26 protein-coding genes and 1 pseudogene are annotated in these 25,772 nt (G+C 71.1%); 11 read left to right on the top strand and 16 right to left on the bottom strand.

Going from position 1 to position 25,772, the window contains the following annotated elements; genetic code table 11:
- Positions 1-197 precede the first annotated feature (197 nt).
- A complete protein-coding gene (locus tag AB0D34_RS43875; protein ID WP_362672988.1) occupies positions 198-857 on the bottom strand; it encodes a uridine kinase in 660 nt (219 codons plus the stop codon).
- Positions 858-962: 105 nt separating this feature from the next.
- Here AB0D34_RS43875 and AB0D34_RS43870 point away from each other — a divergent pair, with 105 nt between their 5' ends.
- Positions 963-1,361, top strand: a complete 399-nt coding sequence (locus AB0D34_RS43870) for a hypothetical protein (protein WP_362672986.1) — start codon at positions 963-965, stop codon at positions 1,359-1,361.
- Between the two features lie 61 nt (positions 1,362-1,422).
- Here AB0D34_RS43870 and AB0D34_RS43865 read toward each other — a convergent pair whose 3' ends face one another.
- The 5 genes from AB0D34_RS43865 to deoC all read right to left on the bottom strand — a co-directional run bounded on the left by AB0D34_RS43865 (position 1,423) and on the right by deoC (position 5,336).
- Positions 1,423-1,674 (bottom strand): type II toxin-antitoxin system RelE/ParE family toxin, encoded by a 252-nt coding sequence (locus tag AB0D34_RS43865; RefSeq protein ID WP_362672983.1) that lies wholly within the window; start codon positions 1,672-1,674, stop codon positions 1,423-1,425.
- A complete protein-coding gene (locus AB0D34_RS43860; protein WP_115913310.1) occupies positions 1,671-1,925 on the bottom strand; it encodes a type II toxin-antitoxin system Phd/YefM family antitoxin in 255 nt (84 codons plus the stop codon). The genes AB0D34_RS43865 and AB0D34_RS43860 overlap by 4 nt, the downstream gene beginning before the upstream one ends.
- Positions 1,926-2,048: 123 nt before the next feature.
- The gene (locus AB0D34_RS43855) at positions 2,049-2,936 is read right to left on the bottom strand and encodes an aldehyde dehydrogenase family protein (protein WP_362672980.1); all 888 of its coding nucleotides are present in this window, start codon (positions 2,934-2,936) and stop codon (positions 2,049-2,051) included.
- A complete protein-coding gene (locus AB0D34_RS43850) occupies positions 2,929-4,371 on the bottom strand; it encodes an aldehyde dehydrogenase family protein (protein ID WP_362672978.1) in 1,443 nt (480 codons plus the stop codon). The genes AB0D34_RS43855 and AB0D34_RS43850 overlap by 8 nt, the downstream gene beginning before the upstream one ends.
- A 5-nt stretch (positions 4,372-4,376) precedes the next feature.
- Complete coding sequence (gene deoC, locus AB0D34_RS43845; RefSeq protein WP_362673054.1) at positions 4,377-5,336, bottom strand: deoxyribose-phosphate aldolase; 960 nt, start codon at positions 5,334-5,336, stop codon at positions 4,377-4,379.
- A 117-nt stretch (positions 5,337-5,453) separates the two neighbouring features.
- Here deoC and AB0D34_RS43840 point away from each other — a divergent pair, with 117 nt between their 5' ends.
- Positions 5,454-6,083, top strand: a complete 630-nt coding sequence (locus AB0D34_RS43840) for a PH domain-containing protein (protein WP_362672975.1) — start codon at positions 5,454-5,456, stop codon at positions 6,081-6,083.
- Between the two features lie 111 nt (positions 6,084-6,194).
- On the opposite strand, the gene AB0D34_RS43835 is transcribed toward AB0D34_RS43840, so the two are convergent.
- Positions 6,195-7,346, bottom strand: a complete 1,152-nt coding sequence (locus AB0D34_RS43835) for a hypothetical protein (RefSeq protein WP_362672973.1) — start codon at positions 7,344-7,346, stop codon at positions 6,195-6,197.
- Between the two features lie 260 nt (positions 7,347-7,606).
- Here AB0D34_RS43835 and AB0D34_RS43830 point away from each other — a divergent pair.
- Positions 7,607-7,783 (top strand): annotated as a pseudogene (locus AB0D34_RS43830) (phosphoesterase); the annotation flags it as partial.
- Positions 7,784-7,838: 55 nt separating this feature from the next.
- Here the strand turns inward: AB0D34_RS43830 and AB0D34_RS43825 are convergent.
- From AB0D34_RS43825 to AB0D34_RS43815, 3 genes are all read right to left on the bottom strand, one after another.
- Positions 7,839-9,470, bottom strand: a complete 1,632-nt coding sequence (locus AB0D34_RS43825; protein WP_362672970.1) for a phospho-sugar mutase — start codon at positions 9,468-9,470, stop codon at positions 7,839-7,841.
- A 352-nt stretch (positions 9,471-9,822) separates the two neighbouring features.
- Positions 9,823-10,647: a purine-nucleoside phosphorylase gene (locus AB0D34_RS43820; protein ID WP_362672968.1), complete on the bottom strand. Its 825-nt coding sequence runs from the start codon at positions 10,645-10,647 to the stop codon at positions 9,823-9,825.
- Positions 10,648-10,753: 106 nt separating this feature from the next.
- Positions 10,754-11,191 (bottom strand): gamma-glutamylcyclotransferase, encoded by a 438-nt coding sequence (locus tag AB0D34_RS43815; RefSeq protein ID WP_362672965.1) that lies wholly within the window; start codon positions 11,189-11,191, stop codon positions 10,754-10,756.
- Positions 11,192-11,287: 96 nt separating this feature from the next.
- On the opposite strand from AB0D34_RS43815, the gene AB0D34_RS43810 reads away from it, so the two are divergent.
- The 4 genes from AB0D34_RS43810 (at position 11,288) to AB0D34_RS43795 (ending at position 16,237) form a co-directional block, all read left to right on the top strand.
- On the top strand, positions 11,288-12,736 hold the full coding sequence (locus AB0D34_RS43810; RefSeq protein ID WP_362672963.1) for an NAD(P)H-quinone dehydrogenase: 1,449 nt from the start codon (positions 11,288-11,290) through the stop codon (positions 12,734-12,736).
- A 166-nt stretch (positions 12,737-12,902) separates the two neighbouring features.
- Positions 12,903-13,865 carry a DeoR/GlpR family DNA-binding transcription regulator gene (locus tag AB0D34_RS43805; protein WP_362672961.1) on the top strand — a complete coding sequence of 321 codons (963 nt, stop codon included), beginning with the start codon at positions 12,903-12,905 and terminating at the stop codon, positions 13,863-13,865.
- A 501-nt stretch (positions 13,866-14,366) separates the two neighbouring features.
- Positions 14,367-15,458, top strand: coding sequence for a helix-turn-helix transcriptional regulator (locus AB0D34_RS43800; RefSeq protein ID WP_362672959.1), 1,092 nt, complete (start codon positions 14,367-14,369; stop codon positions 15,456-15,458).
- Positions 15,459-15,538: 80 nt separating this feature from the next.
- Positions 15,539-16,237 carry a hypothetical protein gene (locus AB0D34_RS43795; protein ID WP_362672957.1) on the top strand — a complete coding sequence of 233 codons (699 nt, stop codon included), beginning with the start codon at positions 15,539-15,541 and terminating at the stop codon, positions 16,235-16,237.
- An 87-nt stretch (positions 16,238-16,324) separates the two neighbouring features.
- On the opposite strand, the gene AB0D34_RS43790 is transcribed toward AB0D34_RS43795, so the two are convergent.
- Positions 16,325-18,097: a biotin carboxylase N-terminal domain-containing protein gene (locus tag AB0D34_RS43790; RefSeq protein ID WP_362672954.1), complete on the bottom strand. Its 1,773-nt coding sequence runs from the start codon at positions 18,095-18,097 to the stop codon at positions 16,325-16,327.
- A gap of 364 nt (positions 18,098-18,461) precedes the next feature.
- Here AB0D34_RS43790 and AB0D34_RS43785 point away from each other — a divergent pair, with 364 nt between their 5' ends.
- Complete coding sequence (locus tag AB0D34_RS43785) at positions 18,462-18,980, top strand: hypothetical protein (RefSeq protein WP_362672951.1); 519 nt, start codon at positions 18,462-18,464, stop codon at positions 18,978-18,980.
- Here AB0D34_RS43785 and AB0D34_RS43780 read toward each other — a convergent pair.
- From AB0D34_RS43780 to AB0D34_RS43765, 4 genes are all read right to left on the bottom strand, one after another.
- Positions 18,949-19,569 (bottom strand): nucleoside triphosphate pyrophosphatase, encoded by a 621-nt coding sequence (locus tag AB0D34_RS43780; protein WP_362672949.1) that lies wholly within the window; start codon positions 19,567-19,569, stop codon positions 18,949-18,951. The two genes, AB0D34_RS43785 and AB0D34_RS43780, sit on opposite strands and share 32 nt — an antisense overlap.
- 19 nt (positions 19,570-19,588) lie before the next feature.
- Positions 19,589-19,717 (bottom strand): hypothetical protein, encoded by a 129-nt coding sequence (locus tag AB0D34_RS43775; RefSeq protein WP_362672947.1) that lies wholly within the window; start codon positions 19,715-19,717, stop codon positions 19,589-19,591.
- A 106-nt stretch (positions 19,718-19,823) separates the two neighbouring features.
- On the bottom strand, positions 19,824-20,033 hold the full coding sequence (locus AB0D34_RS43770) for an acyl-CoA carboxylase epsilon subunit (RefSeq protein WP_362672946.1): 210 nt from the start codon (positions 20,031-20,033) through the stop codon (positions 19,824-19,826).
- A gap of 9 nt (positions 20,034-20,042) precedes the next feature.
- Positions 20,043-21,638 carry an acyl-CoA carboxylase subunit beta gene (locus tag AB0D34_RS43765; protein ID WP_362672944.1) on the bottom strand — a complete coding sequence of 532 codons (1,596 nt, stop codon included), beginning with the start codon at positions 21,636-21,638 and terminating at the stop codon, positions 20,043-20,045.
- A 111-nt stretch (positions 21,639-21,749) separates the two neighbouring features.
- Between AB0D34_RS43765 and AB0D34_RS43760 the strand changes: the two genes are divergently transcribed.
- Complete coding sequence (locus AB0D34_RS43760) at positions 21,750-22,613, top strand: biotin--[acetyl-CoA-carboxylase] ligase (protein WP_362672941.1); 864 nt, start codon at positions 21,750-21,752, stop codon at positions 22,611-22,613.
- 104 nt (positions 22,614-22,717) lie between these two features.
- Complete coding sequence (locus tag AB0D34_RS43755; RefSeq protein WP_362672939.1) at positions 22,718-23,812, top strand: adenylate/guanylate cyclase domain-containing protein; 1,095 nt, start codon at positions 22,718-22,720, stop codon at positions 23,810-23,812.
- On the opposite strand, the gene AB0D34_RS43750 is transcribed toward AB0D34_RS43755, so the two are convergent.
- Entirely contained in the window at positions 23,809-24,456 is a 648-nt protein-coding gene (locus AB0D34_RS43750) for a hypothetical protein (protein ID WP_362672937.1), read from the bottom strand. The two genes, AB0D34_RS43755 and AB0D34_RS43750, sit on opposite strands and share 4 nt — an antisense overlap.
- Before the next feature lie 202 nt (positions 24,457-24,658).
- Here AB0D34_RS43750 and AB0D34_RS43745 point away from each other — a divergent pair, with 202 nt between their 5' ends.
- Entirely contained in the window at positions 24,659-25,459 is an 801-nt protein-coding gene (locus AB0D34_RS43745; RefSeq protein ID WP_362672935.1) for an enoyl-CoA hydratase-related protein, read from the top strand.
- The last annotated feature ends 313 nt before the right edge of the window (positions 25,460-25,772 follow it).

Genomic DNA, 25,772 nt, shown 5'->3' with positions numbered 1-25,772 from the left:
GCGGGACTGGAGGGCCGGGGGGTCCGTCCAGTCCCGCTTTGGTGTGTACGGTCAGCCGAAGTCGTTCAGCCGGCCGACGGCCCGCCGCGGCGGTGGCGAGGCGGCCGGGGGCGGTCTGGGGGGCCGCGATCGGCCGCTCGGCCCGTATCGGGCGCCAGCCAGGGCCGGTCCTACGACGGAGTCGGCACCGAGGTCGTTCAGGCGGCTGGGGTCGCTGCCGGTCGGCGGCCCGCTGCTGCGGCGGCGAGGCGGCCGAGGGCCTCGTCCTTGTCGCAGCGGTGGGCGCCGAGGGCGGTCTGCCGGGCCACGATCGACCGCTCGGCCCGCATCAGCCGCCAGCCGCGACGCAGCAGGAAGGGCACGGACTTGCGGCCCTCCTTCAAATCCCGCAGGAAGCGGCGCCGGAACGTCCGCACGGGACCCCGGCTCAGACACAGCGCGTCCGCCAGTACGCCGAGTTCCCGGCAGCGGGTGACGATCTCGGCGGCGAAGATGCCCTCAGCGATGAACAGCGGGGTCCGGCCCAGCTCGACCGCCTCCTCGCCGGTGCGGGCGCTCAGCGAGATGTCGTAGACGGGGATCTTCGTACGGCCCGTGCGGCACAGTTCCACGATCGCCGTCACCGCGGTGTCCGCGTCCCACGATCCGGGGTGGTCCCAGTCGATGTCGGAACTCCCCGTCACCAGCGGCAGCGTCGGGTCGTCGGCCTCCTTGTAGAAGTCGTCGAGCCTGAGCACCGGGAGGCCGGAGCGGGCCGAGAGGAGGGACTTGCCGGAGCCGGAGGGGCCGCAGAGCAGCACGACTCGCGTCGGTATGGGCGGTTGGGAACTCACGGGACACCAGTGTGAGGCATTCACGCGCTGTTCATCGACCCCGCGGGTCGGCTTTGAAGCGTGCGTCACACGTAAACTACCCTTCGTGCCAACGCGATTACCTGCTGTACGGAGAAGGTGGCAGAAGCGATGGCCCGACATGAGAACCCGACGACCCAGCGTGCGCTGGTCGCCCTGGCGACCGCGGGAGTGGCGCTCGGCGCCGGTGCGGTGACGGCTTCCGCCGCGGACGCGGAACCGGTCCTCGACGTGATGCGCACCCGGCCGACCTCGCTGGGGAACGTCGACCCCCAGGCCGGGGTCCAGGGCCTCGTCGGGACGGTCGGGTACGTCACCGGGCCTGTCGCGGGCCTCAAGCCGAATCCCTTGGCGGGGACGGGAGTCGACCCGCTGGACAACGGGGTGGGGACGCAACTCGCCGACTTTCAGCCGTTGGCCACGCAGGCCTTGACCGGTCCTGTTGCGCAGGCACAGTCGATCGGCTCGATGCCGGTGGTGGGGCCGGTAACGGGGTTGCTGCACGGCTGATGACGGGCCATGCGGAGAGCCGCGTTTCCCGGGCGACGGGGAGCGCGGCTCTCGGTTTCGGTCAGGCGGTGCGGCCCAGGTGGGTGACCATGATGTGGATCACCCCGTTGTCGATGACATACAGGACCCGGTAGTCGCCGACACGGAGGCGGCGGATGTCGGCTGTCCCGTACGGCGTCGACGCCGCAGGGCGGGGGTCATCGGCCAGTTTGTCGATCGTGTCGAGGACCAGTGCAAGGCCGCTCGGATCTTCCTTCAGGAACCTGGCTGCCGAGTCAAGGGCGTGCGGCTCGAAGACGATCTCGTACTTCACTGCTGTTCGAGCCCTAGCCGTCGACGAACCTCGGCCATCGGGATGCCGGGTCCGAGAGTTCCCTCTGCCTTGCGCCGCTGGTAGTCCGCCACCGCCAGGGCGTCTTCGAAGTCCTCTATCACCTGCGGCGACACGAGGAGTGCAGCCACGTGTCCGTGGTCGGTGAGGGCGATGGTCTCCCGGCCGTGGGCGGCACGGCGGACCAGGTCGCCGAGTTGGGCACGGGCAGCGCTGATGGCGATCTCAACCATGGTGCACATGCTGGCACAGGATGTATCTAGTGTGCAATTGATTCATCCTGGAGGATGGCGAGAGGAGCCGCGCCTCCCCGGCCGGAAGGGAAGCGCGGCTCTCCGATGTTCCGGGGCTCGTCGTCAGTACGCCGAGCCGGACGCCCCCAGCGACCCCGTCGGGTGCCACACCGTCTTCGTCTCCAGGAAGGCCGTCAGGCGGTCGATGCCCGGCGTCTCCGTCCAGTTGTCCACAGGCTGTGGACGCAGGACCCGCTTCAGGTTGTCCGCCGCCGCGATCTCCAGTTCCTTGGCGAGGATCTCGTCCGCGCCCGCCAGGTCGATCGCGTTGACGTCCTGGTGGGAGGCGAGGGGGGCCGCGATCTCCGCCGTACGGCCGGAGAGGACGTTGACCACGCCTCCGGGGACGTCGGAGGTGGCCAGGACGTCGCCCAACGACAGCGCCGGGAGCGGGGAGTTCTCCGACGCCACCACCACCGCCGTGTTGCCCGTGGCGATCACCGGGGCCAGCACCGAGACCAGGCCCAGGAACGACGACTCCTGCGGGGCCAGGACGGCCACCACGCCCGTCGGCTCGGGGGAGGAGAGGTTGAAGTACGGGCCCGCCACCGGGTTGCCGCCGCCCACGACCTGGGCGATCTTGTCGGCCCAGCCCGCGTACCAGACCCAGCGGTCGATCGTCGCCTCGACCTGCTCGGCCGCCTTGGACTTCGACAGGCCCTCGGCGTCGGCCACCTCGTGGACGAACTGCGCCCTGCGGCCCTCCAGCATCTCCGCGACGCGGTAGAGGACCTGGCCGCGGTTGTACGCCGTCGCGCCCGCCCAGCCGCCGAACGCCTTGCGCGCGGCCACGACCGCGTCACGGGCGTCCTTGCGGCTCGACTGCGGTGCGTTCGCCAGCCACTTGCCCTTTGCGTCGGTCACCTCGTACACCCGGCCGCTCTCGGAGCGGGGGAACTTGCCCCCGACGTACAGCTTGTAGGTCTTGAAGACAGACAAACGGTCAGACATCGAGGTACGCCTCCAGGCCGTGGCGACCGCCCTCGCGGCCGAAGCCCGACTCCTTGTAGCCGCCGAAGGGCGAGGTCGGGTCGAACTTGTTGAACGTGTTGGACCAGACGACTCCGGCCCGGAGCTTGTTGGCCACGGCCAGGATCCGCGAGCCCTTCTCCGTCCAGATGCCCGCCGACAGGCCGTACTGCGTGTTGTTCGCCTTGGCGACCGCTTCGTCGGGCGTACGGAAGGTCAGGACCGACAGCACCGGGCCGAAGATCTCGTCCCTCGCGATGGTGTGCGCCTGGGTGACGTTCGTGAAGAGCGTCGGGGCGAACCAGTAGCCGGAGGAGGGGAGTTCGCACTCCGGGGACCAGGGGTCGGCGCCCTCGGCCGCGCCCTTCTCGACCAGCGAGGTGATCCGCGCGAGCTGTTCGGCGGAGTTGATCGCGCCGATGTCGGTGTTCTTGTCGAGCGGGTCGCCGAGGCGGAGGGTGGACAGGCGGCGCTTGAGCGAGTCCAGCAGCTCGTCCTGGATCGACTCCTGGACGAGGAGGCGGGAGCCCGCGCAGCAGACCTGGCCCTGGTTGAAGAAGATGCCGTTGACGATGCCTTCCACGGCCTGGTCGATCGGGGCGTCGTCGAAGACGATGTTGGCGCCCTTGCCGCCCAGTTCCAGGGTGAGCTTCTTGCGGGAGCCCGCGACCGTGCGCGCGATCTCCTTGCCGACGGCGGTGGAGCCGGTGAAGGCGACCTTGTTGACGTCCGGGTGCGCGACGAGCGCGGCGCCCGTGTCGCCGTAGCCCGGAAGGATGTTGACGACGCCCTTGGGCAGACCCGCCTGGCGACAGACGTCCGCGAAGAACAGGGCGGACAGGGGGGTCGTCTCGGCGGGCTTCAACACCACTGTGTTGCCGGTGGCGAGGGCGGGCGCGATCTTCCACGCCAGCATCAGGAGCGGGAAGTTCCACGGGATGACCTGGCCGGCCACGCCGAGGGGCTTCGGGGAGGCCCCGAACCCGGCGTGCTCCAGCTTGTCCGCCCAGCCCGCGTAGTAGAAGAAGTGCGCGGCGACCAGGGGCAGGTCGGCGTCGCGGGTCTCCTTGATGGGCTTGCCGTTGTCCAGGGTCTCCAGGACGGCGAGCTCGCGGCTGCGCTCCTGGATGATCCGGGCGATGCGGAACAGGTACTTGGCGCGCTCGGAGCCGGGCAGCGCCGACCACTTCTCGAAGGCCTTGCGGGCGGCCCCCACCGCGCGGTCGACGTCCGCCTCGCCCGCCTGGGCGATCTCGGACAGGACCTCTTCCGTGGACGGGGAGACGGTCTTGAAGACCTTGCCGTCCGCGGCCTCCACGAACTCGCCGTCGATGAACAGGCCGTAGGAGGGGGCGATGTCGACGACCGAGCGGGACTCGGGTGCCGGTGCGTACTCGAATGCGGATGCAGGTGCCATGGTGATCAGTCCACCGTCACGTAGTCGGGGCCGGAGTAGCGGCCGGTGGCCAGCTTCTGACGCTGCATCAGCAGGTCGTTCAGGAGCGAGGAGGCGCCGAAGCGGAACCAGTGGTTGTCCAGCCAGTCCTCGCCGACGGTCTCGTTGACCAGTACGAGAAACTTGATCGCGTCCTTGGATGTGCGGATACCGCCGGCCGGCTTCACGCCCACCTGGACGCCGGTCTGCGCGCGGAAGTCCCGCACCGCCTCCAGCATGAGCAGGGTGTTCGCGGGCGTGGCGTTGACCGCGACCTTGCCGGTGGACGTCTTGATGAAGTCCGCGCCCGCCAGCATGCCGAGCCAGCTCGCGCGACGGATGTTGTCGTACGTCGACAGCTCGCCGGTCTCGAAGATGACCTTGAGCCGGGCGTCGGTCCCGCAGGACTCGCGCACGGCGACGATCTCGTCGTACACCTTCAGGTAGTTCCCCGCGAGGAACGCCCCGCGGTCGATGACCATGTCGACCTCGTCGGCACCGGCCGCCACGGCGTCGCGCACGTCGGCCAGCTTCACGTCCAGGGCGGCGCGGCCGGCCGGGAAGGCGGTGGCCACGGAGGCGACCTTCACACCGGAACCGGCGACGGCCTCCTTGGCGACGGCCACCATGTCGGGATACACGCAGACCGCGGCCGTGGCGGGGGCCGTCCGGTCGGTCGGGTCGGGGCGGACCGCCTTGGCGCCGAGTGCCCGGACCTTGCCCGGGGTGTCCGCGCCTTCCAGCGTCGTCAGGTCGACCATCGAGATGGCGAGGTCGATGGCGTACGCCTTCGCGGTGGTCTTGATGGAACGGGTACCTAGGGAGGCGGCACGCGCCTCCAAGCCGACCGCATCCACGCCGGGCAGCCCGTGAAGGAACCGGCGCAGCGTGCTGTCGGACGCGGTCACGTCCGTGAGCGGGTGTGCGGCTGATGCAGTGGTGGGCATGGTCACCAGACGAGCATATCTACGCGCGTAGCGGCTGTACAGGGGGTGGGTGGGCCTACCCGGAACGGGTGCGGGGCCGGAGGGGCACTCTTACCGACGGCGCTTAGGATCGCGAACATGACGACCGCACCCCAGGAATCCCCGGACCGCATCTACCGCTCACCCATGGCGCTGGCCGGCGGCTTCCTCCTCCTCGTCATCATCGGCTGGCTCGGCATCGACGCGGTCGTCTCCGGCAACGGCCGCACCCCCTGGCTGGCCCTCGCCGCCATGATCCTCGTCGTACCGCTGGTGGTCGCCTTCACCCTCCGCCCGGCCGTCTTCGCGAACAACGACCGCCTGCGCATCCGCAACCCGTTCCGCGTGATCGTCGTGCCCTGGGGCGAGGTCGAGGTGTTCCGGTCCAGCTACTCGAACGAGGTGTTCGTCAAGTCCGGCACCAAGTACCAGCTGTGGGCGATCCCGGTCTCCCTGCGCGGCCGCAAGAAGGCGGCACGGCAGACGGCGCGGCAGGCGGCCCAGCAGTCCGACGGCCGCCGGGTGCCCAGGGGGTTCGGCGGCCGTACGCCCGTCCAGGAGGGGCCCACGCGGGCCGAGACCGACAAGATCATGGACGAGTTGCGCGGGTTGCTGGAGGCGCGGGGGGAGGCCTCGCGGGGTGAGGTTTCGGTGCGGTGGGCTTATGAGATCGCGGGGCCTGCGGTGGCTGGGGCGGTGCTGTTGGCGATTCTGGTGGCTGTTGGGTGACGCGGTTCGGGGTGCCACGGGTTGTTGTGTGGCGTCTGCGGCGCCGTTGGGGCTGGTCGCGCCCACGCGGCGGAGCCGCATATCGACACAGCCCCGCGCCCCTGAAAGCTCCTACGGCGGTCCTGTCCATACGAGTGCCATGTAGGCGCCCCAGTACGCCGAACCCAGTACTGCCGTCGTCAGGATGAGTGTGCGGTGGCGGCGGGGTGCCCTCGCCAGCCGTACGGCGATCGGGAGCAGGAGCGGGAACGCCGGCAGGAGATAGCGGGCCCGGGGGAAGTAGACGCCGCCGCTGGTCAGGACGATCAGCAGGGTCACGCCCGTGAAGACCAGCAGGGGCAGGGGCTGACGGTCCCGGGCCGAGAGGGCCCACAGGGCCGCCGACGCCAGCAGGGTCACGGTCACCAGGACCAGGAACAGCTCGGGTGTCGAGTCGTACATCAGCAGGCTTCTGAACCGGCGCAGGGTCTCCATGCCGCCGTCCAGCTCGTTGCGCCACGTCCGCTGTACGGCGAAGTAGCCGTCCCAGCGGCCCAGGCGCAGGCTCACCCAGCCGACGTACGCGCACCAGCCGAGCGGCGCGAGGGCGGCGGCCGCCAGGGCGCGCGGGCGGCGCCAGGACAGCAGGCAGGTCACCGTGACCGCGGCCGCCACCGCGATGCCGGTCGGGCGGGTCAGCCCCGCCAGGACCGCGAGCCAGGCCGCGGTCAGGGGACGGTCGGTGAGCAGCGCGTACAGCGCCCAGGCCGCGAGCGCCGTGAACAGGGACTCCGTGTAGCCCATCCACTGCACCAGACCGACCGGGAGGGCGGCCCACAGGACGGTCAGCAGGATGCCGACGCGGTGGCCGTGCAGCCGGTCGCCGACCGCGTGGACACCCCAGGCCGCGACCAGCGAGGCGGCGACGGCGAGACACAGGCCGGTGGTGGCACGGGAGCCGGGGGTGACGGCCGCCACCGCCTTCACCAGGACCGGGTAGAGCGGGAAGAACACCAGGTTGTTGCCGCCGTCCATGCCGCCGAGCTGATGTGCGTACCCGTGGTCGGCGATGCCCAGGTAGTACTCGGCGTCCCACTGGGTCGCCAGGACCGGCCAGACGCCGTGGTGCTGACGGTGGGCCCACAGGGAGAGCACCAGGAGACCCAGGGCGCGTACGCCGACGTAGGCGAGGAGGGCCTGCGCGAGGGCCGGGACGCGGCGGAGGGGGGTCTCCGGGGCGGTGGGCGCTCGGTGCGGTGTCGGAGGGGCGGCGGTCGAGGACACGGTGACGGGGCTCCAGGGCTGGCTCGGGGCGGGTGCGTTTCGCGTCCACCGTTGCCCGGGGGCGGGGGCCGGACCGGGAACCAAGGTCAACGTCCATCCCTAAATCACCCGATGGGGTGCTCCGGGGCCGCCCATGGGGCAATGCAGAGGTCCAGTCCAATTGCCCAGCGGTACGCACGAGCCCTCGCGCGGGGTGCCGTGTACGTGACCGCGGTCGCAGGTCGCAGGTCGCAGGTCGCAGGTCGCAGGTCGCGGGCCGCAAGGTCGACGAGAGCGTCGACTGGGCGCGGGTGCGGTACACCGGGTACTTGTTCATCCGCGTCGACGTGAAGCCCGCGCGGGCAGGGCGTACGGCCACGCTGACCGTGCGGGTCCTGGCGGCGACCGGGGCGGACGTGGACCGGTTCGCCGTGGCGCGCGAGGCGGGGCGGGCGTGAGGTGAGGTGAGGTACGTGAGGTGAGGGGCGGCCCGGGCGGGGGCCGCCCCTCGGTTCAGATGCCGGCCGCCGTCGACAGGTCGCGCTTGATGGCGGTCAGCAGGTCGGTCGCGGTGGTGTGGGCTGCCGGGAGGTCCGCGTGGGTGGCTACCGGGATCACCACTTCCAGGTAGCACTTCAGCTTCGGCTCGGTGCCGCTCGGGCGGACGATGACCCGGGCGCCGGTGAGGGTGTAGCGCAGGCCGTCGGTGGGCGGGAGCTTGTCCGTGCCCCGGGTGAGGTCTTCCGCCTTGGTGATGGGCAGACCCGCGAGCTCCGTCGGGGGGTGCTCGCGGAGCTGCTCCATCGCGCGGGCGATGACCGACAGGTCCTCCACGCGGACCGAGAGCTGGTCCGTGGCGTGCATGCCGTGCTCCACGGCGAGGTCGTCGAGGAGGTCGGGGAGCGTGCGGTTCTGTTCCTTCAGCTCGGAGGCGAGCTCCGTGATGAGGAGGGCCGCGGTGATGCCGTCCTTGTCCCGTACGCCCTCGGGGTCCACGCAGTAACCCAGGGCCTCCTCGTAGCCGTAGCGCAGGCCGTCCACCCGGGCGATCCACTTGAAGCCGGTGAGGGTCTCCTCGTAGGGCAGGCCCGCCTTCTCGGCGATCCTGCCGAGGAGGGAGGAGGAGACGATGGACTCGGCGAAGGTGCCGTGCGCTCCGCGGGTCACCAGGTGGGCCGCGAGGAGGGCGCCCACCTCGTCGCCCCTCAGCATGCGCCAGGTGTCGTCTTCCTTGACGGCCACCGCGCAACGGTCGGCGTCGGGGTCGTTCGCGATGATCAGGTCCGGGTTCGTCTCGGCGGCCTTCGCGAAGGCGAGATCCATCGCGCCGGGCTCTTCCGGGTTGGGGAAGGCGACGGTCGGGAAGTCGGGGTCCGGGTCGGCCTGTTCCGCCACGAGTTCCGGGGTGGGGAAGCCGGCTCGTGCGAAGGCGGCGAGGAGGGTGTCCTTGCCGACGCCGTGCATCGCGGTGTAGACGGTGCGGGCGGTGCGGGGGGAGTTCTTCGCGAGGACGGCGTCGGTGCGGGCCAGGTAGGCGGTGAGGACCTCGTCGCCGAGGGTTTCCCAGCCGGTGTCGGGGCGGGGGATGTCATTGAGGGACGTGATCGCGTCGATCTCCGCCGCGATCTCCGCGTCGGCGGGCGGGACGATCTGGGAGCCGTCGCCGAGGTAGACCTTGTAGCCGTTGTCGCGGGGCGGGTTGTGGCTGGCGGTGACCTCCACGCCGGCTACCGCGCCGAGGTGCCTTATGGCGAACGCGAGGACGGGGGTGGGGAGGGGGCGGGGGAGGACGGCTGCCTTCAGTCCGGCGCCGGTCATCACGGCCGCGGTGTCCTTCGCGAAGTCTTCGGACTTGTGGCGGGCGTCGTAGCCGATGACGACGAGGCCGTCGGTGCTGCCCTGCTTCTTGAGGTACGCGGCGAGGCCGGCGGCGGCTCGGATGACGACCGTGCGGTTCATACGCATCGGGCCTGCGCCGAGTTCGCCGCGGAGGCCTGCGGTGCCGAACTGGAGGGTGCCGGTGAAGCGGGCCTTCAGTTCGGTGACGTCTTGGGCCTCGATGAGCTTTTCGAGCTCGTCGCGCGTGTCCGGGTCGGGGTCCTCGGCGAGCCAGGTCGTGGCCCGTTCGATGAGATCGTCATGCACGGGTGCCTCCGGCGGTTGGGCGGTTCTTGTGCGGGTTCGGTGGGGGCGGGCGTCTTGCGCAGTTCCCCGCGCCCCTTGGATGCCTGCGGCGCAGCTGCGGGTCCGGTGGGGGTTTGTGTAGCGCTTGCGGTGTGTTGTGGGTCGGGGCCGGGGTGGGGGATATCCGTCCTCGGTCCGGCGGCTCGGTCCGTCGAAGAAGGGGGCCTGTAACGGACGCCGGCCGCTGCGGGCGGACACCCCCCACCCCGTCCCCTGCGCGCCGTCGGCGGCTGGAGGAGCGTCCACATGGCCGGCCCAGGGGCGCGGGGAACTGCGCGACCAGCCACAACGGACCCGCAGCCGCCCTACGACATCAGATCCGGTCGAGCACCTGCGCCAGCAGCGAACCCATTCGCGTCGCACTGTCACGGCCCGCCTGCAGAACCTCCTCGTGGTTCAGCGGCTCGCCCGTCATTCCCGCGGCGAGGTTCGTCACCAGGGAGATGCCCAGCACCTCCGCCCCCGCCTCGCGCGCGGCGATCGCCTCGAGGACCGTCGACATGCCCACCAGGTCCGCGCCGATGACGCGGGCCATGCGGATCTCGGCCGGAGTCTCGTAGTGCGGGCCGGGGAACTGGGCGTAGACGCCCTCCTCCAGCGTGGCGTCGATCTCCTTGCACAGGGCGCGCAGGCGAGGGGAGTAGAGGTCGGTCAGGTCCACGAAGTTCGCGCCGACGATCGGCGAGGTCGCGGTCAGGTTGATGTGGTCGCTGATCAGGACCGGCTGGCCGGGGCGCATGCCCTCGCGGAGGCCGCCGCAGCCGTTGGTGAGGACCACCGTCTTGCAGCCGGCGGCGACGGCGGTACGGACGCCGTGCGCGACGGCGGCGACACCGCGGCCCTCGTAGTAGTGCGTGCGGCCGAGAAAGACCAGGGCCCGCTTCTCACCCATCTTGTACGAGCGGATCTTGCCTCCGTGGCCCTCGACGGCCGGCGGCGGGAAACCGGGGAGGTCGGTGACCTGGAACTCGGCGTCGGGGGCACCGAGCGCGTCCACGGCCGGTGCCCAGCCGGAGCCCATCACGAGGGCGACGTCGTGGGACTCGGCGCCGGTCAGTTCGCGCAGGCGCGCGGCGGCGGCGTCGGCGGCGGCGTGCGGGTCGCCCTGGATGTCGTCCGGAAGAAGAGATGCGTTCACGCGGATGAGCGTAGCCGGTCGAGGCCTACGCGCGTAGATGACAGAGCGGACGGGATGGCGATCGTTGTCTTGTCGTTTCCAACCAATCGGGCCGGAGAGCGTGCCCTCAGCAGGGGCGTTTGCGCAGTTCCATGACGTAGTCGTGCGGCGCGCCCGCCGATTCCGCCGCGTCGGCGACCTCGCCCAGGTAGCGGGCGGAGGGCAGGCCGCCCTCGTAGCCGTTCAGGACGTACGTCCAGGCCTGCTCCTCGCCCTCCAGGGTGTGCACGCGGACGCGGGTGCGGCGGTAGATGTCCAGGCCCACGCCTTCCCAGCGGTCCATCGACTGGTCGTCGGCGGGGGCGATGTCGTAGAGCGCGACGAAGACCTGGGAGAGGGGGTCCTCGACGATCGTCGCCAGGGCCCCTTCCCAGCCCATGTGCTCGCCGCCGAAGGTCAGCCGCCACCCGTTCAGCCACCCCGTGGCGCGCATCGGCGAGTGCGGGGCACGGCGGGTCATCAGCCGCGCGTCGAGGTTGCCGGCGTAGGCGGCGTAGAGCGACATGCGTCGAGGGTACGGCAGCCTTCCCCGGCGTCTCTCCCGTAACAGTGGCATCTCGGGGCGGACCCCAGGCCGTGGCATCGCGGGGCGTGCGGGACAATGGAGTACGTGACTCGGATCGTGATCATCGGTGGCGGACCCGGCGGATACGAGGCGGCCCTGGTGGCCGCCCAGCTCGGCGCGGAGGTGACCGTCGTCGACTGCGACGGTCTGGGCGGAGCGTCGGTGCTGACCGACTGCGTGCCGTCGAAGACCCTTATCGCTACGGCCGAGGTCATGACGACCTTCGACTCGTCCTATGAGGAGCTGGGGATCATCGTCGCCGACGACACCCCGCCTCTGGAGCAGGCGGCTCGGGTGGTCGGGGTTGATCTGGGCAAGGTCAACCGGCGTGTGAAGCGGCTCGCTCTCGCCCAGTCCCATGACATCACCGCCTCGGTGACGCGTGCCGGTGCGCGGGTGCTGCGCGGGCGTGGGCGCCTTGAGGGCATGCAGGCGCTCGACGGGTCGCGGAAGGTCGTGGTGCGGGCCGCCGACGGGAGTGAGGAGACGCTCGTCGCGGATGCCGTGCTGATCGCCACGGGTGGGCATCCCCGTGAGCTGCCCGACGCCCAGCCCGACGGTGAGCGCATTCTCAACTGGACCCAGGTCTACGACCTCACCGAGCTGCCCGAAGAGCTCATCGTGGTCGGGTCCGGTGTGACCGGTGCCGAGTTCGCCGGTGCCTACCAGGCGCTCGGGTCCAAGGTGACCCTCGTCTCGTCGCGGGACCGGGTGCTTCCCGGTGAGGACCCGGACGCTGCCGCGGTGCTGGAGGACGTCTTCCGGCGGCGTGGCATGAACGTCATGGCCCGCTCCCGTGCCCAGTCCGCCAAGCGGGTCGGGGACCGGGTGGAGGTGACCTTGGCCGACGGGCGGGTCATCAGCGGGTCGCACTGTCTCATGGCCGTCGGTGCCATTCCGAACAGCGCCGGGATGGGCCTTGAGGAGGCGGGCGTCAAGCTGCGCGAGTCCGGGCACATCTGGACCGACAAGGTGTCCAGGACGACGGCTCCCGGTGTGTACGCCGCCGGTGACGTCACCGGCGTCTTCGCGCTCGCGTCGGTGGCGGCGATGCAGGGGCGTATCGCCATGTACCACTTCCTCGGCGACGCGGTGGCCCCGCTCAACCTGAAGACGGTCTCGTCCAACGTCTTCACCGACCCCGAGATCGCCACCGTCGGCTACTCCCAGTCGGACGTGGACGGCGGCAAGATCGACGCCCGGGTCGTCAAGCTGCCGTTGCTCAGGAATCCGCGCGCCAAGATGCAGGGCATCCGCGACGGCTTCGTCAAGATCTTCTGCCGGCCGGGCACCGGGATCGTCGTCGGCGGTGTCGTCGTCTCGCCCCGCGCCTCGGAACTGATCCATCCCATCTCGATCGCGGTCGACAACAATCTGACGGTCGAACAGATCGCGAACGCGTTCACCGTTTACCCCTCCCTTTCGGGCTCGATCGCCGAGGTGGCACGGCAGTTGCACACACGCAAGGAGACCGGAGAGGCCTGACGGCCGAAAGCGATTCCTGCCTGGTCACAGGGAGTTGCCGACCATTCGTGCGGCATAGGCGGGGAGATTAGGCCCTATACCACTTCCCGTCCTGCTGTGCGAACATCTTCTGCTATTCGGCGCAAACAGCTGAAAGCAGACGGTCGTCCGCGTTACTGTCAGTTTCGTGTTCGCTGCAGAACGTCGCCAATTGATCCTCGAAATGGTGCGAGCCAACGGGGCTGTATCGCTCCGTGAGCTCGCCCGCGTCGTCCAGACCTCCGAAGTGACCGTACGGCGGGACGTGCGCGCACTGGAGGCAGAAGGACTCCTCGACCGCCGGCATGGCGGTGCGGTATTGCCGGGCGGGTTCACGCGGGAGTCCGGCTTTCCGCAGAAATCGCATCTCGCGACCGCCGAGAAGACGGCCATCGCCGATCTCGCCGCGGGTCTCGTCGAAGAAGGCGAGGCCGTCGTGGTGGGGGCGGGTACGACCACGCAGGAGCTGGCGCGCCGGCTCGCCCGGGTTCCCGGGCTGACCGTCGTGACCAACTCCCTCCTGGTGGCTCAGGCGCTCGCCCATGCCAACCGGGTGGAGGTCGTGATGACCGGCGGCACCCTGCGCGGTTCCAACTACGCCCTGGTGGGTTCGGGGGCGGAACAGTCGCTCCAGGGGCTCAGGGTGTCGCGGGCCTTCCTCTCCGGGAGCGGGCTCACCGCCGAGCGCGGGCTCTCCACGTCCAACATGCTGTCGGCGTCCGTGGACCGGGCGCTGGTGCAGGCCGCCGCGGAGGTGGTGGTCCTCGCTGACCACACCAAGCTCGGCACCGACACGATGTTCCAGACCGTGCCGACGGACGTGATCACCCGCCTTGTCACGGACGAGCCCCCGGCCCACGACGACCGGGCCGCCACGGAACTCCAGGCGCTCGCCGACCAGGGGGTGCAGATCGCCGTGGCCGGTGCGTCGGGAGCGCCGGGGGGTGATCAGGTCCCGGCGCGCCGACACGAGCGCCGGGACGTCCCCCTCCCGGGGCCTCGCCGGGGCCAGGTCCAGGGCGCGGGCCCGACCCTCCGAACGGCCGCGGTCCTCGGCGACCCGACTCCGGGGGCGGAGCGGGCCCGGGTGGCGGACCTGCGACGCCGCTGAGGTCTGCCGACGGGGGGGGGCTGTCTTCGGGCTGCTGAGGATGCCTCCGGGGTGCTTGCGGGGGTGGGTGGCTTCGGAGGTGGGTTCGTCGTGGGGCGGTGGGCTTGGTGTGGTGCGTCGAGGGGCGCGGGTCTGTCTAGGGCGGGCGGGGTGGCTGCGGAGGCGGGTTCGTCGACGGGCGGGTGGCTTTCGGGGGCCGGTTCATTGAGGGGTGCGGGTCTGTCGAGGGGCGGTTGGTTTCGGAGGCCGGTTCATCGGGGGTGCGGGTCCGTCGTGGGGCGGTTGGTTTCGCTAGCGGGTTCATCGTGGGGCGGTGCTTCGGGGGCCGGCTCGTCGGGGGGTGCGGGTTTGTCGAGGGGCGGTTGGCTTCGGGGGCCGGTTCGTAGAGGGGTGCGGGTCCGTCGCGGGGCGGTTGGCTTTGGGGTGGGGCTCGTCGAGGGGCGGTAGGGAGCCGAGGCCGCACAGGGAAATCTCTGGCGAGAGCAGCGCCGGGAGAGTGGCATGGAGATCAGCGGGGCGGACGCGCGTCGTGTCGTGGAACTGGGTCGGGAACTGGCGGACGCCGCCCGGCCCGAGGAGCTGTGGGAGCGGGCGCTCACCGCGGTGATGGGGCTCGTGCCCGCGGACGCCGGACAGCGGTACCGGTTACCGCTCGACGGACGCGGAGTGTTCGTGCTCAACGTGCCCGCGGACTCCTTCCACGCCGACCCGATGGTGATCTACGACCACCCCCTGGACCACCCCCTCACCGATCTGATGCTCGACACCGGCACCCCCGGCGCCTGGCGCGTCAGCGACGTCGCCGGTGACCGCCAGTGGCAGCGCACCCACTGCTACAACCTCGACTTCCGCCCCTTCGGCCTGCACCACCACCTCGTCGCATCCGCCGGCTCGGCCGGCGCGACCGCCGTCGAGGGCTACGCCCTGGTCCGCTCCGGTGCCGACTTCACCCCACGCGAACGCGACCTGCTCGGCCTGGCCCAGCTCCAACTCAACTACGTGGAAAGCCAGTTGGTCGAACGCCGCCGTCTCCTCGCGCTCTCCGCCGCCGCCCTGCGGCTCGCCGAGGGCAGCGGCTGCGGGGTCGCGAGCGTCGACGACGCCGGCCGTCCGCACCCCCTCAACGCCGTCGCCGCCGAGCTCCTGACCGTCCTGCGCGACGACCCCCGTCTCGCCGGCGGCATCTCCTTCACCGCCCGCCACGTCGAGGTCCGGCACCTCCCCGCCACCCCCGGCCTTCCCTCCCTGCTCCTCCTCCACGACCTGTCCCGCGCCCGCGCCGTGGCCCGCCTGTTCGGTGTCACCGAGCAGGAGCACCGCACGCTCGTCCACCTCCATGACGGCCGTACGGCGACGGAGACGGCCCGCCTGATGAGGCTGTCCCCCGCGACCGTGCGCGGCTACATCGCCTCGCTGCACCGCAAACTGGAGGCCGGCCACACCGCGGCCCTCCTGCGCCGCGGCCGCGACCTGGGCCTGCTCACCGATCGAACCGACCGAACCGACCGAACCGACCGAACCGACCGAACCGACCGAACCGAGCGAACGGTCCGTACGGACCAAAGCGACATGTCGCGACCCCCTCAGAATTGACGGATGGTCACCGCTCACCCCTTCTCGCTTCACTGACAGAAGGCGCTCCGCACGGGGGCAGACCGCCAAGGGGGACTCACATGACCACCACGCCGTCCCGCACGCCCACCGCCGCCGCGGAAGGGGCCACGCCCGGCACCGCCCGCCTCCTCGCCGCGATCGCGGCCACCCTCGGCCCGCTGATGTTCGCGGCGGCGGGCCTCGTCGCCCCGTACGCCACGGACGCATCCAGCAAGGAGATCGCCCGGGACATCGCCGCGCACCAGGGAGCCTCCGAACTGTCCGTGTGGCTGTGGACGGTGGGCACCGTGCTGTTCCTGCCGGGACTGGTCGCCGTGGCCCTGCTCGCGGTGGCCCGCTCCGCCCGGCTGGGGCTGTGGGGCTCGGTCCTCTTCGGCACCGGGCTGATCGCGGTCAACGCCACCCCGAACCTCGACGTCGTGGCGCTCGGCGGGTTCGAGAAGGGCGTGAGCGAGGACTCCGTGGTCCGGATCGCGGACGGCGTCAACGAACTCGCCGTGGTGAACGGCCCGATCCTCTACTTCGTCGTCGCCCACGTCGTCGGCGCCATCCTGCTCGGCGTCGCCCTGCTGCGCGGCCGGGTGATCCCGGCGTGGGCCGCCTGGCTGCTGATCCTGTCCATGCCGCTCAACGTCGTCGGATACGTGATCGGCATCGCCGCCCTGACCGCCGTCTCCTTCGTCATGCCGGCCGTCGCCTTCGGCTACGCGGGACTCGCCCTCGTCCGGCACGGCACCGGCTGGACGCGGACCACCTAGACCACCGTCTCGGGGGACGGGGAAGCGAGACGCCCCACGGACCGACTGCTCCGGTCCGTGGGGCGCCTCGTCATGCCGTAGAGCTGATCAGTCCTTGATCTCGCAGATCGCCGAGCCCGAGGTGATGGACGCGCCGACCTCCAGGGACAGGCCCTTGATGGTGCCGGAGCGGTGGGCGTTCAGCGGCTGTTCCATCTTCATGGCTTCGAGTACGACGACGAGGTCGCCCTCCTCGACCTCCTGGCCCTCCTCGACCGCGATCTTGACGATCGTGCCCTGCATCGGGGAGGCGAGGGTGTCGCCGGAGGCGGCCGGGCCGGACTTCTTGGCGGCCCGGCGCTTCGGCTTGGCGCCCGCGGCGAGGCCGGTGCGGGCCAGCGACATGCCCAGGGAGACCGGGAGGGAGACCTCGAGGCGCTTGCCGCCGACCTCGACGACGATCGTCTCGCGGTCGGTGTCCTCGTCGGCCTCGGTCTCGGACGGGGCGGCGAAGGCCGGGATCTCGTTGACGAACTCGGTCTCGATCCAGCGGGTGTGGACCGTGAACGGGTCCGCCGAGCCGGTCAGTTCAGGGGCGAACGCCGGGTCCTTGACGACCGTGCGGTGGAATGGGATGGCGGTGGCCATGCCCTCGACCTGGAACTCCTCCAGGGCACGCGCGGCGCGCTGCAGGGCCTGCTCGCGGGTGGCGCCGGTGACGATCAGCTTGGCCAGCAGGGAGTCCCAGGCGGGGCCGATGACCGAGCCGGACTCCACGCCCGCGTCCAGGCGGACGCCCGGGCCGGAGGGCGCCTCGAACTTGGTGACGGTGCCGGGGGCGGGCAGGAAGTTGCGGCCCGGGTCCTCGCCGTTGATGCGGAACTCGAAGGAGTGGCCGCGCAGTTCGGGGTCGCCGTAGCCGAGTTCCTCGCCGTCGGCGATGCGGAACATCTCGCGCACCAGGTCGATGCCGGCGACCTCCTCGGTCACCGGGTGCTCGACCTGGAGGCGGGTGTTGACCTCCAGGAAGGAGATGGTGCCGTCCTGGCCGACGAGGAACTCGCAGGTGCCGGCGCCCTCGTAGGCGGCTTCCTTCAGGATCGCTTTGGAGGCCCGGTACAGCTCGGCGACCTGCTCGTCGGAGAGGAAGGGCGCGGGGGCCTCCTCGACCAGCTTCTGGTGGCGGCGCTGGAGCGAGCAGTCACGGGTGGAGACGACGACCACGTTGCCGTGCTTGTCGGCCAGGCACTGGGTCTCCACGTGCCGGGGGCGGTCCAGGTAGCGCTCGACGAAGCACTCACCGCGGCCGAACGCGGCCACCGCCTCACGGACGGCGGAGTCGTACAGCTCGGGGACCTCTTCGAGGGTCCGGGCGACCTTCAGACCGCGCCCGCCACCGCCGAAGGCGGCCTTGATGGCGATCGGCAGGCCGTGCTCCTCGGCGAAGGCCACGACCTCCTCGGCGCCCGAGACCGGGTCGGGCGTGCCGGCGACCAGCGGGGCACCGGCGCGCTGCGCGATGTGCCGGGCGGCGACCTTGTCACCGAGGTCGCGGATGGCCTGCGGGGGCGGGCCGATCCAGATCAGGCCCGCGTCGAGCACGGCCTGCGCGAACTCGGCGTTCTCGGAGAGGAAGCCGTAACCCGGATGGACCGCGTCCGCGCCCGCCTCCCGCGCGGCACCCAGGACCTTGTCGATGTCCAGGTAGCTGGTGGCCGGAGTGTCACCGCCCAGGGCGAACGCCTCATCCGCGGCGCGGACATGCAGAGCGTCCCGGTCCGGGTCGGCGTACACGGCCACGCTCGCGATACCGGCATCCCGGCAGGCCCGGGCAACGCGGACAGCGATTTCGCCACGGTTGGCGATGAGCACCTTGCGCACGATTGAGGCTCCCTCCTTGAAACAAGCCGAGTTTAGGGACAGCCAACACGACACTTCGACCCGTCCCCTGTGGTGAGCTTGCCCACACGGAGCGTGATACGAGGCTCACTCCACCTGTGAAATCCCTTGTCGCACCTCGGTACGCAGGACTCCTCCCGGAAACCCTAGCCCTCCTCTGTGGTCAAGGTCTCTGTGAGAGCGTGCTGCGGACCACTCCGTTTCTTTGTGGAGTCCCTACGAATGGCCCAATGATTCTTTGCCCACGGCCCAACCCTTGTCCCGCGGTTTACCCGTTAGTAGCGTTCGCGCTGTATTGAACGTACTTCAGGTAACAGGAGCACGGCTCGAAAGTGGGTGGGGACCGGTGATACGCAGACCGGTGGCGTGGGTCGTGGCGGTCTTGCTCTTCGCCGAGGGGCTCGGCGTGGCGATGCTGAACTGGATCATGGGCAGTCTCGTCGACGCGCAGAACATGTCGCTGGCCGGTCTGGACCCGGACGCGATGGCGATGTCCTCGAAGATCGGCGGGGTCGTCTTCGGCCTCTACTTCTGGCTGTGCGCGCTGGTCGCCCTGCTGGTGGCGGTGCGCGACCGGCAGCCCGCCGGGCTCGGCCGGGTCCTGCTGGTCAGCGCGGCCGTGGTGCACGGCGTGCTGGGCGCGGTCGCCTGGGCGCTGATCGGCTGGCCTCAGTGCCTCTTCATGGTCGTGATGCTCGGGCTGCTCGTGCTCGTGCTGGTGACCTACGACGGACAGCGAGGGCCGGCCGCGGCGGAGCCGCAGGACACGCAGGGTCCGGGCCCCGAGGGGCCCAAGGAGCCGGAGAGCCCCCAGCCGGCCGGCGGTTCGCCGCTCACGCCTCCGACGGCGCCCACAACTCCGTGATACCGACACCCAGTTGGGCCAGCAGCCTGCGCAGCAGCGGCAGGCTGAGGCCGATCACATTGCCGTGGTCGCCGTCGATGCCGTCGATGAACGGGGCCGAACGGCCGTCCAGGGTGAACGCCCCCGCGACGTAGAGGGGTTCGCCGGAGGCGACGTACGCGGCGATCTCCTCGTCGGTCGGCTCGCCGAAGCGGACGACGGTGGAGGCGACACCGGAGACATACCGGCCGCTCGTCGTGTCGTAGACGCAGTGGCCGGTCTGCAGGGTGCCCGCGCGCCCGCGCATCGCCTTCCAGCGGGCCGTGGCTTCCTCGGCGTCGCCCGGCTTGCCGAGCGCCTCGCCGTCCAGGTCGAGGACCGAGTCGCAGCCGATCACCAGCGCACCCTTGACCTCCGGCTTCGCGGCCACGACGGAGGCCTTCGCCTCGGCGAGGGCGAGGGCAAGTTCGGCGGGGGTGGGGGCGCTGACGGCGTCCTCGTCGACCCCGCTGACGATCACCTCGGGGGTGAGCCCGGCCTGCCGCAGCAGGCCCAGCCGGGCGGGGGACTGGGAGGCGAGGACGAGTCGGCGGCGCGGCTGATCGGTCATGCGGTCAGCGTAGTGCCGGTCAGCGCAGCCCGATCACAATCATCGCGAGCACCATGGCCAGGGCCAGGAAGATGCTCAGCCGCCGGAGCATCTCCTGCATGTCGCGGAGTTCCTTCGGCGGTTCGTTCTCGGGGTCGGACCACAGCATGTCACCAGCGTGGGGCTTGGCCGGGGGAGGGCGCCTGAGTACGGGTACTCAATTCGGCGCCCTCGGCCGTCGCACTGTGCGCGGTTCTCCGCGCCCCTGACGGGTTTCACCCAGGCCAGTAGGAACGAGCCCAAGCTGTCGGGCCCGGCTGCGGCAGCCGGTGGGCTGCGATGCGGGACGGGTCGGACCACGCGGGCCTCGGTGTTTCCGCGCCGGACGGCGTTGTCGTCGCCGCCGCGGCGCGTGCCCGGACCACCGCCAGGGCGGCGGCGAGCTCCTCCGGGGTGGGGTTGCCCCGTACGACCTTGATGTTCACAGCGTCTCCTTAGAGGGGGATGTTGCCGTGCTTCTTCGGGGGCAGGGACTCGCGCTTGGTGCGGAGCTGGCGCAGGCCCCGTACGACGTGGCGGCGGGTGTCGGACGGCATGATCACCGAGTCGATGTAGCCGCGTTCGGCCGCGATGTAGGGGTTGAGGAGGGTGTCCTCGTACTCCTGGATCAGCCGGGCACGCACCGCGTCCAGATCCTCGCCGGCCGCCTCGGCCTCGGCGATCGTGCGGCGGTGCAGGATGTTGACCGCGCCCTGGGCGCCCATCACGGCGATCTGGGCGGTGGGCCAGGCGAGGTTGAGGTCCGCGCCGAGGTGCTTGGAGCCCATGACGTCGTAGGCGCCGCCGAAGGCCTTGCGGGTGATCACCGTGATCAGCGGGACGGTCGCTTCCGCGTAGGCGTAGATGAGCTTGGCGCCGCGGCGGATGATGCCGTCGTGCTCCTGGTCGACGCCCGGGAGGAAGCCGGGCACGTCCACGAACGTCAGCACGGGGATGTTGAAGGCGTCGCAGGTGCGGACGAAGCGGGCCGCCTTCTCCGAGGCCGGGATGTCCAGGCAGCCCGCGAACTGCATCGGCTGGTTGCCGACGATGCCCACCGGGTGCCCCTCGACCCGGCCGAAGCCGGTGACGATGTTCGGCGCGAACAGCGCCTGCGTCTCGAAGAACTCCGCGTCGTCCAGGACGTGCTCGACGACCGTGCGCATGTCGTACGGCTGGTTGGCGCTGTCCGGGACGAGCGTGTCCAGCTCCAGGTCCTCGGCGGTGACGGCGAGGTCCGCCTCCTCCGGGTAGACCGGCGGCTCGGAGAGGTTGTTGGACGGCAGGTACGACAGCAGCTGCTTGACGTACTCGACGGCGTCCTTCTCGTCCCCGGCCATGTGGTGGGCCACGCCGGACACCGAGTTGTGCGTCCGGGCGCCGCCCAGCTCCTCGAAGCCGACGTCCTCGCCGGTGACCGTCTTGATGACGTCGGGGCCGGTGATGAACATGTGCGAGGTCTGGTCGACCATGACCGTGAAGTCGGTGATCGCCGGGGAGTACACGGCTCCGCCCGCGCAGGGCCCGACGACCAGGCTGATCTGCGGGATCACACCGCTCGCGTGGGTGTTGCGGCGGAAGATCTCGCCGTACGCGCCGAGGGAGGCCACCCCCTCCTGGATCCGGGCGCCACCGGAGTCGTTGATGCCGATGACCGGACAGCCGGTCTTCAGCGCGAAGTCCATCACCTTGACGATCTTCTGGCCGTAGACCTCGCCAAGCGCGCCGCCGAAGACGGTGAAGTCCTGGGAGAACACGGCGACGGGGCGGCCGTCGACCGTGCCGTACCCGGTGACGACACCGTCGCCGTAGGGTCGGTTGTTCTCCAGGCCGAAGTTGGTGGAGCGGTGCCGGGCGAACTCGTCCAGCTCGACGAAGGAGTCCTCGTCGAGGAGGAGTTCGATGCGCTCACGGGCCGTCAGCTTGCCCTTGGCGTGCTGCTTCTCGACGGCGCGTGCGGAGCCGGCGTGCGTCGCCTCGTCAATACGACGCTGGAGATCCGCGAGCTTGCCCGCGGTGGTGTGAATGTCGGTCGCTTCCGGCTCGGACATCGGGATCGCGGCTCCCTGCCTGCTCAAAAGGGGGGACGGTTACTCATCCGTAGAGTAGTGGTGCCCCTACGAATCAGCAGTGCGGCGTTTCACACACCTAGGGTGGCTTGCATGACGCCGCGAGATGTTTCAGGAGACGACAGCCGGTGGTCGGATCTCGACCGCCCGCCCCTCAACGCCGCCGCGCTGCGCCGCGGGCTGGTCCGGGAGGGCGGACTGTGGTCCGGGATCGAGGTGATCCCGAGCACCGGCTCCACCAACACCGACCTGGTCGCCCGCGCCACCGCGGGCAAGGCCGCCGAGGGCGCGGTCCTCGTCGCCGAGGAGCAGACCTCCGGGCGGGGCCGCCTGGACCGCCAGTGGACCGCGCCACCGCGCTCGGGCCTCTTCTTCTCCGTCCTGCTCACGCCGGGGGATGTACCGGTGGCGCGGTGGGGATGGCTCCCGCTGCTCACCGGCGTCGCGGTGGCGACGGGCCTGTCCCGGTCCGCCGGCGTCGACACGGCCCTCAAGTGGCCCAACGACCTCCTGGTGACCGTGGGCGGCGAGGAACGCAAGGCCGGCGGGATCCTTGCCGAGCGGGCGGGCGAGGGCGGGGTCGTCGTGGGCGTGGGCATCAACGTCACGCTGAGGGAGGACGAGCTGCCGGTCCCGACCGCGGGTTCGCTGGCGCTGGCCGGAGCGGTGAGCACGGACCGGGATCCCCTGCTGCGGGCCGTCCTGCGCTCTCTGGAGGAGTGGTACGACCGCTGGCGCGCGGCGGCCGGTGACCCGACGGTGAGCGGGTTGCAGGAGACGTATGCGGCGGGGTGCGCGACGCTGGGAAGGACGGTACGGGCGGAGCTGCCCGGAGACCGTTCACTGGTGGGGGAGGCGGTGGCGGTGGACGGCGACGGCCGCCTGGTGATCGCGACGGAGAAGGGCGTCCAGGAACCGGTGGGAGCGGGAGACATCGTGCACCTGCGCCCCGCGTAGGCCGGCACCCCTTGTCGGCGCCCACGGGAGTGAGCTACCGCACACCTGCCGTACAGTTGAGGCCGGTCGATACCTGACCGTGACAGATCGGAAGGGCAGCAGGCGTGACCGCAGACGACACGGGCTCCGGCGCGGACGCGACCCCGCACCCGCTCGCCGTGCGTCTCGAGCAGCTCATCCTCGGCGCCGAGCGGCGCTACACCCCCTTTCAGGCGGCCCGCACCGCCGGCGTCTCCATGGAGCTGGCCACCCGCTTCTGGCGGGCGATGGGCTTCGCCGACGTCGGCCAGGCCAAGGCGTTCACCGAGGCGGACGTCCTCGCGCTGCGCCGGCTCGCGGGTCTCGTCGAGGCGGGGCTGCTGAGCGAGGCCATGGCCGTACAGGTGGCGCGGTCCACCGGGCAGACCACCGCCCGGCTCGCCGAGTGGCAGATCGACTCCTTCCTGGAGGGCCTGACCGACCCCCCGGAGCCGGGCATGACCCGTACCGAGGTGACGTACCCGATCATCGAGCTGCTCCTGCCCGAGCTGGAGGAGTTCCTCGTCTACGTCTGGCGCCGCCAGCTCTCGGCCTCGGCGGGGCGGGTCGTGCAGGCCGCCGACGACGAGGAGATGGTCGACCGGCGGCTGTGCGTCGGCTTCGCGGACCTCGTCGGGTTCACCCGGCTGACCCGCCGTATGGAGGAGGAGGAGCTCGGCGAACTCGTCGAGGCCTTCGAGACCACCGCCGCGGATCTTGTGGCGGCCAGGGGCGGGCGGCTCATCAAGACCCTCGGCGACGAGGTGCTGTACGCGGCCGACGACGCGTCGGTGGCCGCCGAGATCGCCCTGCGGCTGATCGAGACCATGGCGAACGACGAGACCATGCCCGAGCTGCGCGTCGGCATCGCCTTCGGCACGGTGACCACCCGTATGGGTGATGTCTTCGGTACGACGGTGAACCTCGCCTCCCGGCTGACCTCGATAGCTCCCCGCGACGCCGTGCTCGTCGACAGCGCCTTCGCGGAGGAGCTGATCCGCCACGGCGAGGCGCCCGCCTCCGAGGCGGAAGCCGCCGAGGCCGCGGCCACCGCCGAGAAGGAGGGCGAGGAGCCGCCGACGTACCGCTTCGCGCTCCAGCCGATGTGGCAGCGGCCCGTGCGTGGGCTCGGGGTGGTCGAGCCCTGGCTGCTGACCCGCAGGGACGTGCCCTCCTCCTAGCCGCGCTGCTGCACGCACAGGCCGATGATCGGCACGCACAGGCCCGGGGCGGGCTCGGTGGTGTGAGTGGGTTGTGGCGTGGGTGCCGGTGCCGCTGGGGGCGTGGTCCGGGACGGTTGCGGGGCGGCGGTCGTCGTCGGTGAGCGGGGCGTGGTGGTCGGCGTGGGGGCCGGTGCCGGTGCCTGGGTGTTCGGTGCCTGCGGGATCGTCGTGGGGGCCGCGGCGAAGGGCAGGGGTACGGCGGTCGCGGACCCCGTCGGGGCCGGCGAGGTGCCCGGTGCGGGGGTCGCGGTCGCGGAGATCCCGCCCATCGCCGTGGTCGACGACGGGCTCGGCTGCGGGATGGAGCCCACGGTCGCCGCGGCGTTCGTCGCTCGGTCCGTGCCGGTGGCGATGCCGAGGTCCGAGTCCGTGCCGGGGGCGGCCTGGGGGTCGGGCTCCGTGGCGCCGTAGCCGCCCAGTCCCGCGTCGGGGGCCAGCCGTACGAGGCTCAGGGCGCCGGCCGCCAGGGCGAGACCGCCCGCGGCGAGCAGGACCTTGCGGGGGCGGGGCTTGCGGTGGCGGCCGCGGGGTCCGAACAGGCGGGTGCCGCCGTCCTCCGCCGGTCCTGCCGTCGTCGTCATCGTCGTCATGGCCGCCGTCATTTGGTTCCTCCCCTGTGTGCCTGCGCCCCCTGTGCGCCGTGGCGGGGCGCACGTTATGCGCTGCCGTGAGTGGTCGGGGATGAGTTGGGCGGGATGTCACTCGAACGGGGAGTCGGGCGGTTTCCCGGGAACCTTTCGCGGTGGGGGCGGGGCTGCGATGATCGGGGCGTTCTTGTTAACCCGCGTTAACTAGGAGGGTGTCATGGGTGAGGAGCGGTTCGGGGAGTTCGTGCTGGTGAGGCGGCATGAGGACGGGTGTGTCGGCGAGCTGGTGCTCGACCGGCCCAAGGCGATGAACGCGGTCTCCACGGAGATGGCCAGGTCCGTTGCGTCTGCTTGTACCGCGCTGGGGGGTGATCAGGGGGTGCGTGTTGTCGTGGTGACCTCCACGCATGAGCGGGCGTTCTGTGTCGGGGCGGATCTGAAGGAGCGCAACTCCTTCAGCGACGCGGAGTTGGTGCGGCAGCGGCCGGTGGCCCGGGGGGCGTACACGGGGGTGCTGGAGCTGCCGGTGCCGACGATCGCCGCGGTGCACGGGTTCGCGCTGGGCGGGGGGTTCGAGCTGGCGCTGGCCTGCGACCTGATCGTGGCGGACCGTACGGCAGTGGTGGGGTTGCCGGAGGTGTCGGTGGGGGTGATTCCCGGGGGCGGGGGGACGCAGTTGCTGCCGCGGCGGGTGGGGGCGGCGCGGGCGGCTGAGCTGATCTTCACCGCGCGGCGGGTGGAGGCGGAGGAGGCGCGCTCGCTGGGGCTGGTGGACTCGCTGGTGCCGGTGGGGGAGGACCGTGCGGAGGCGCTGTCGTTGGCGTCCCGGATCGCCGCGAACTCGCCGGTGGGGTTGCGGGCGGCGAAGCGGGCGTTGCGGCTGGGGCATGGGCTGGATCTGCGGGCCGGGCTTGAGGTGGAGGACGCGGCGTGGCGGTCGGTGGCGTTCTCGGGGGATCGGGCGGAGGGGGTGGCGGCGTTCAATGAGCGGCGGGCGCCGCGGTGGCCGGGGCAGTGACGGGTGCCGTCCGGCGGTTGGGCGGGGTTCGGTTGTTGGTTGTCTGCGGGCCGGTGGGGGCGGGGGTTTTGCGCAGTTCCCCGCGCCCCTGAGATGCCTGCGGGTTGCCTCCGGCGGTTGGGCGGGGTTCGGTTGTTGGTTGAGTGCGGGTTCGGTGGGGGCTGGTGTTGTGCGCAGTTCCCCGCGCCCCTGGATGCCTGCGGCGGCCCGTTGCGCTCCGGTGGGGGCTTGTGTAGCGCGTGCGGTGTGTTGTGGGTCGGGGCCGGGGTGGGGGGTATCCGTCCTCGGTCCGGCGGCTCGGTCCCTGCAACAG

Origin of the sequence: Streptomyces sp. NPDC048420, from assembly GCF_040651535.1 — a bacterium.
Taxonomy (GTDB): Bacteria; Actinomycetota; Actinomycetes; order Streptomycetales; family Streptomycetaceae; genus Streptomyces.
Note: the sequence above shows the minus strand (reverse complement) of the source record. Positions and strands in the feature narration are given on the sequence as shown.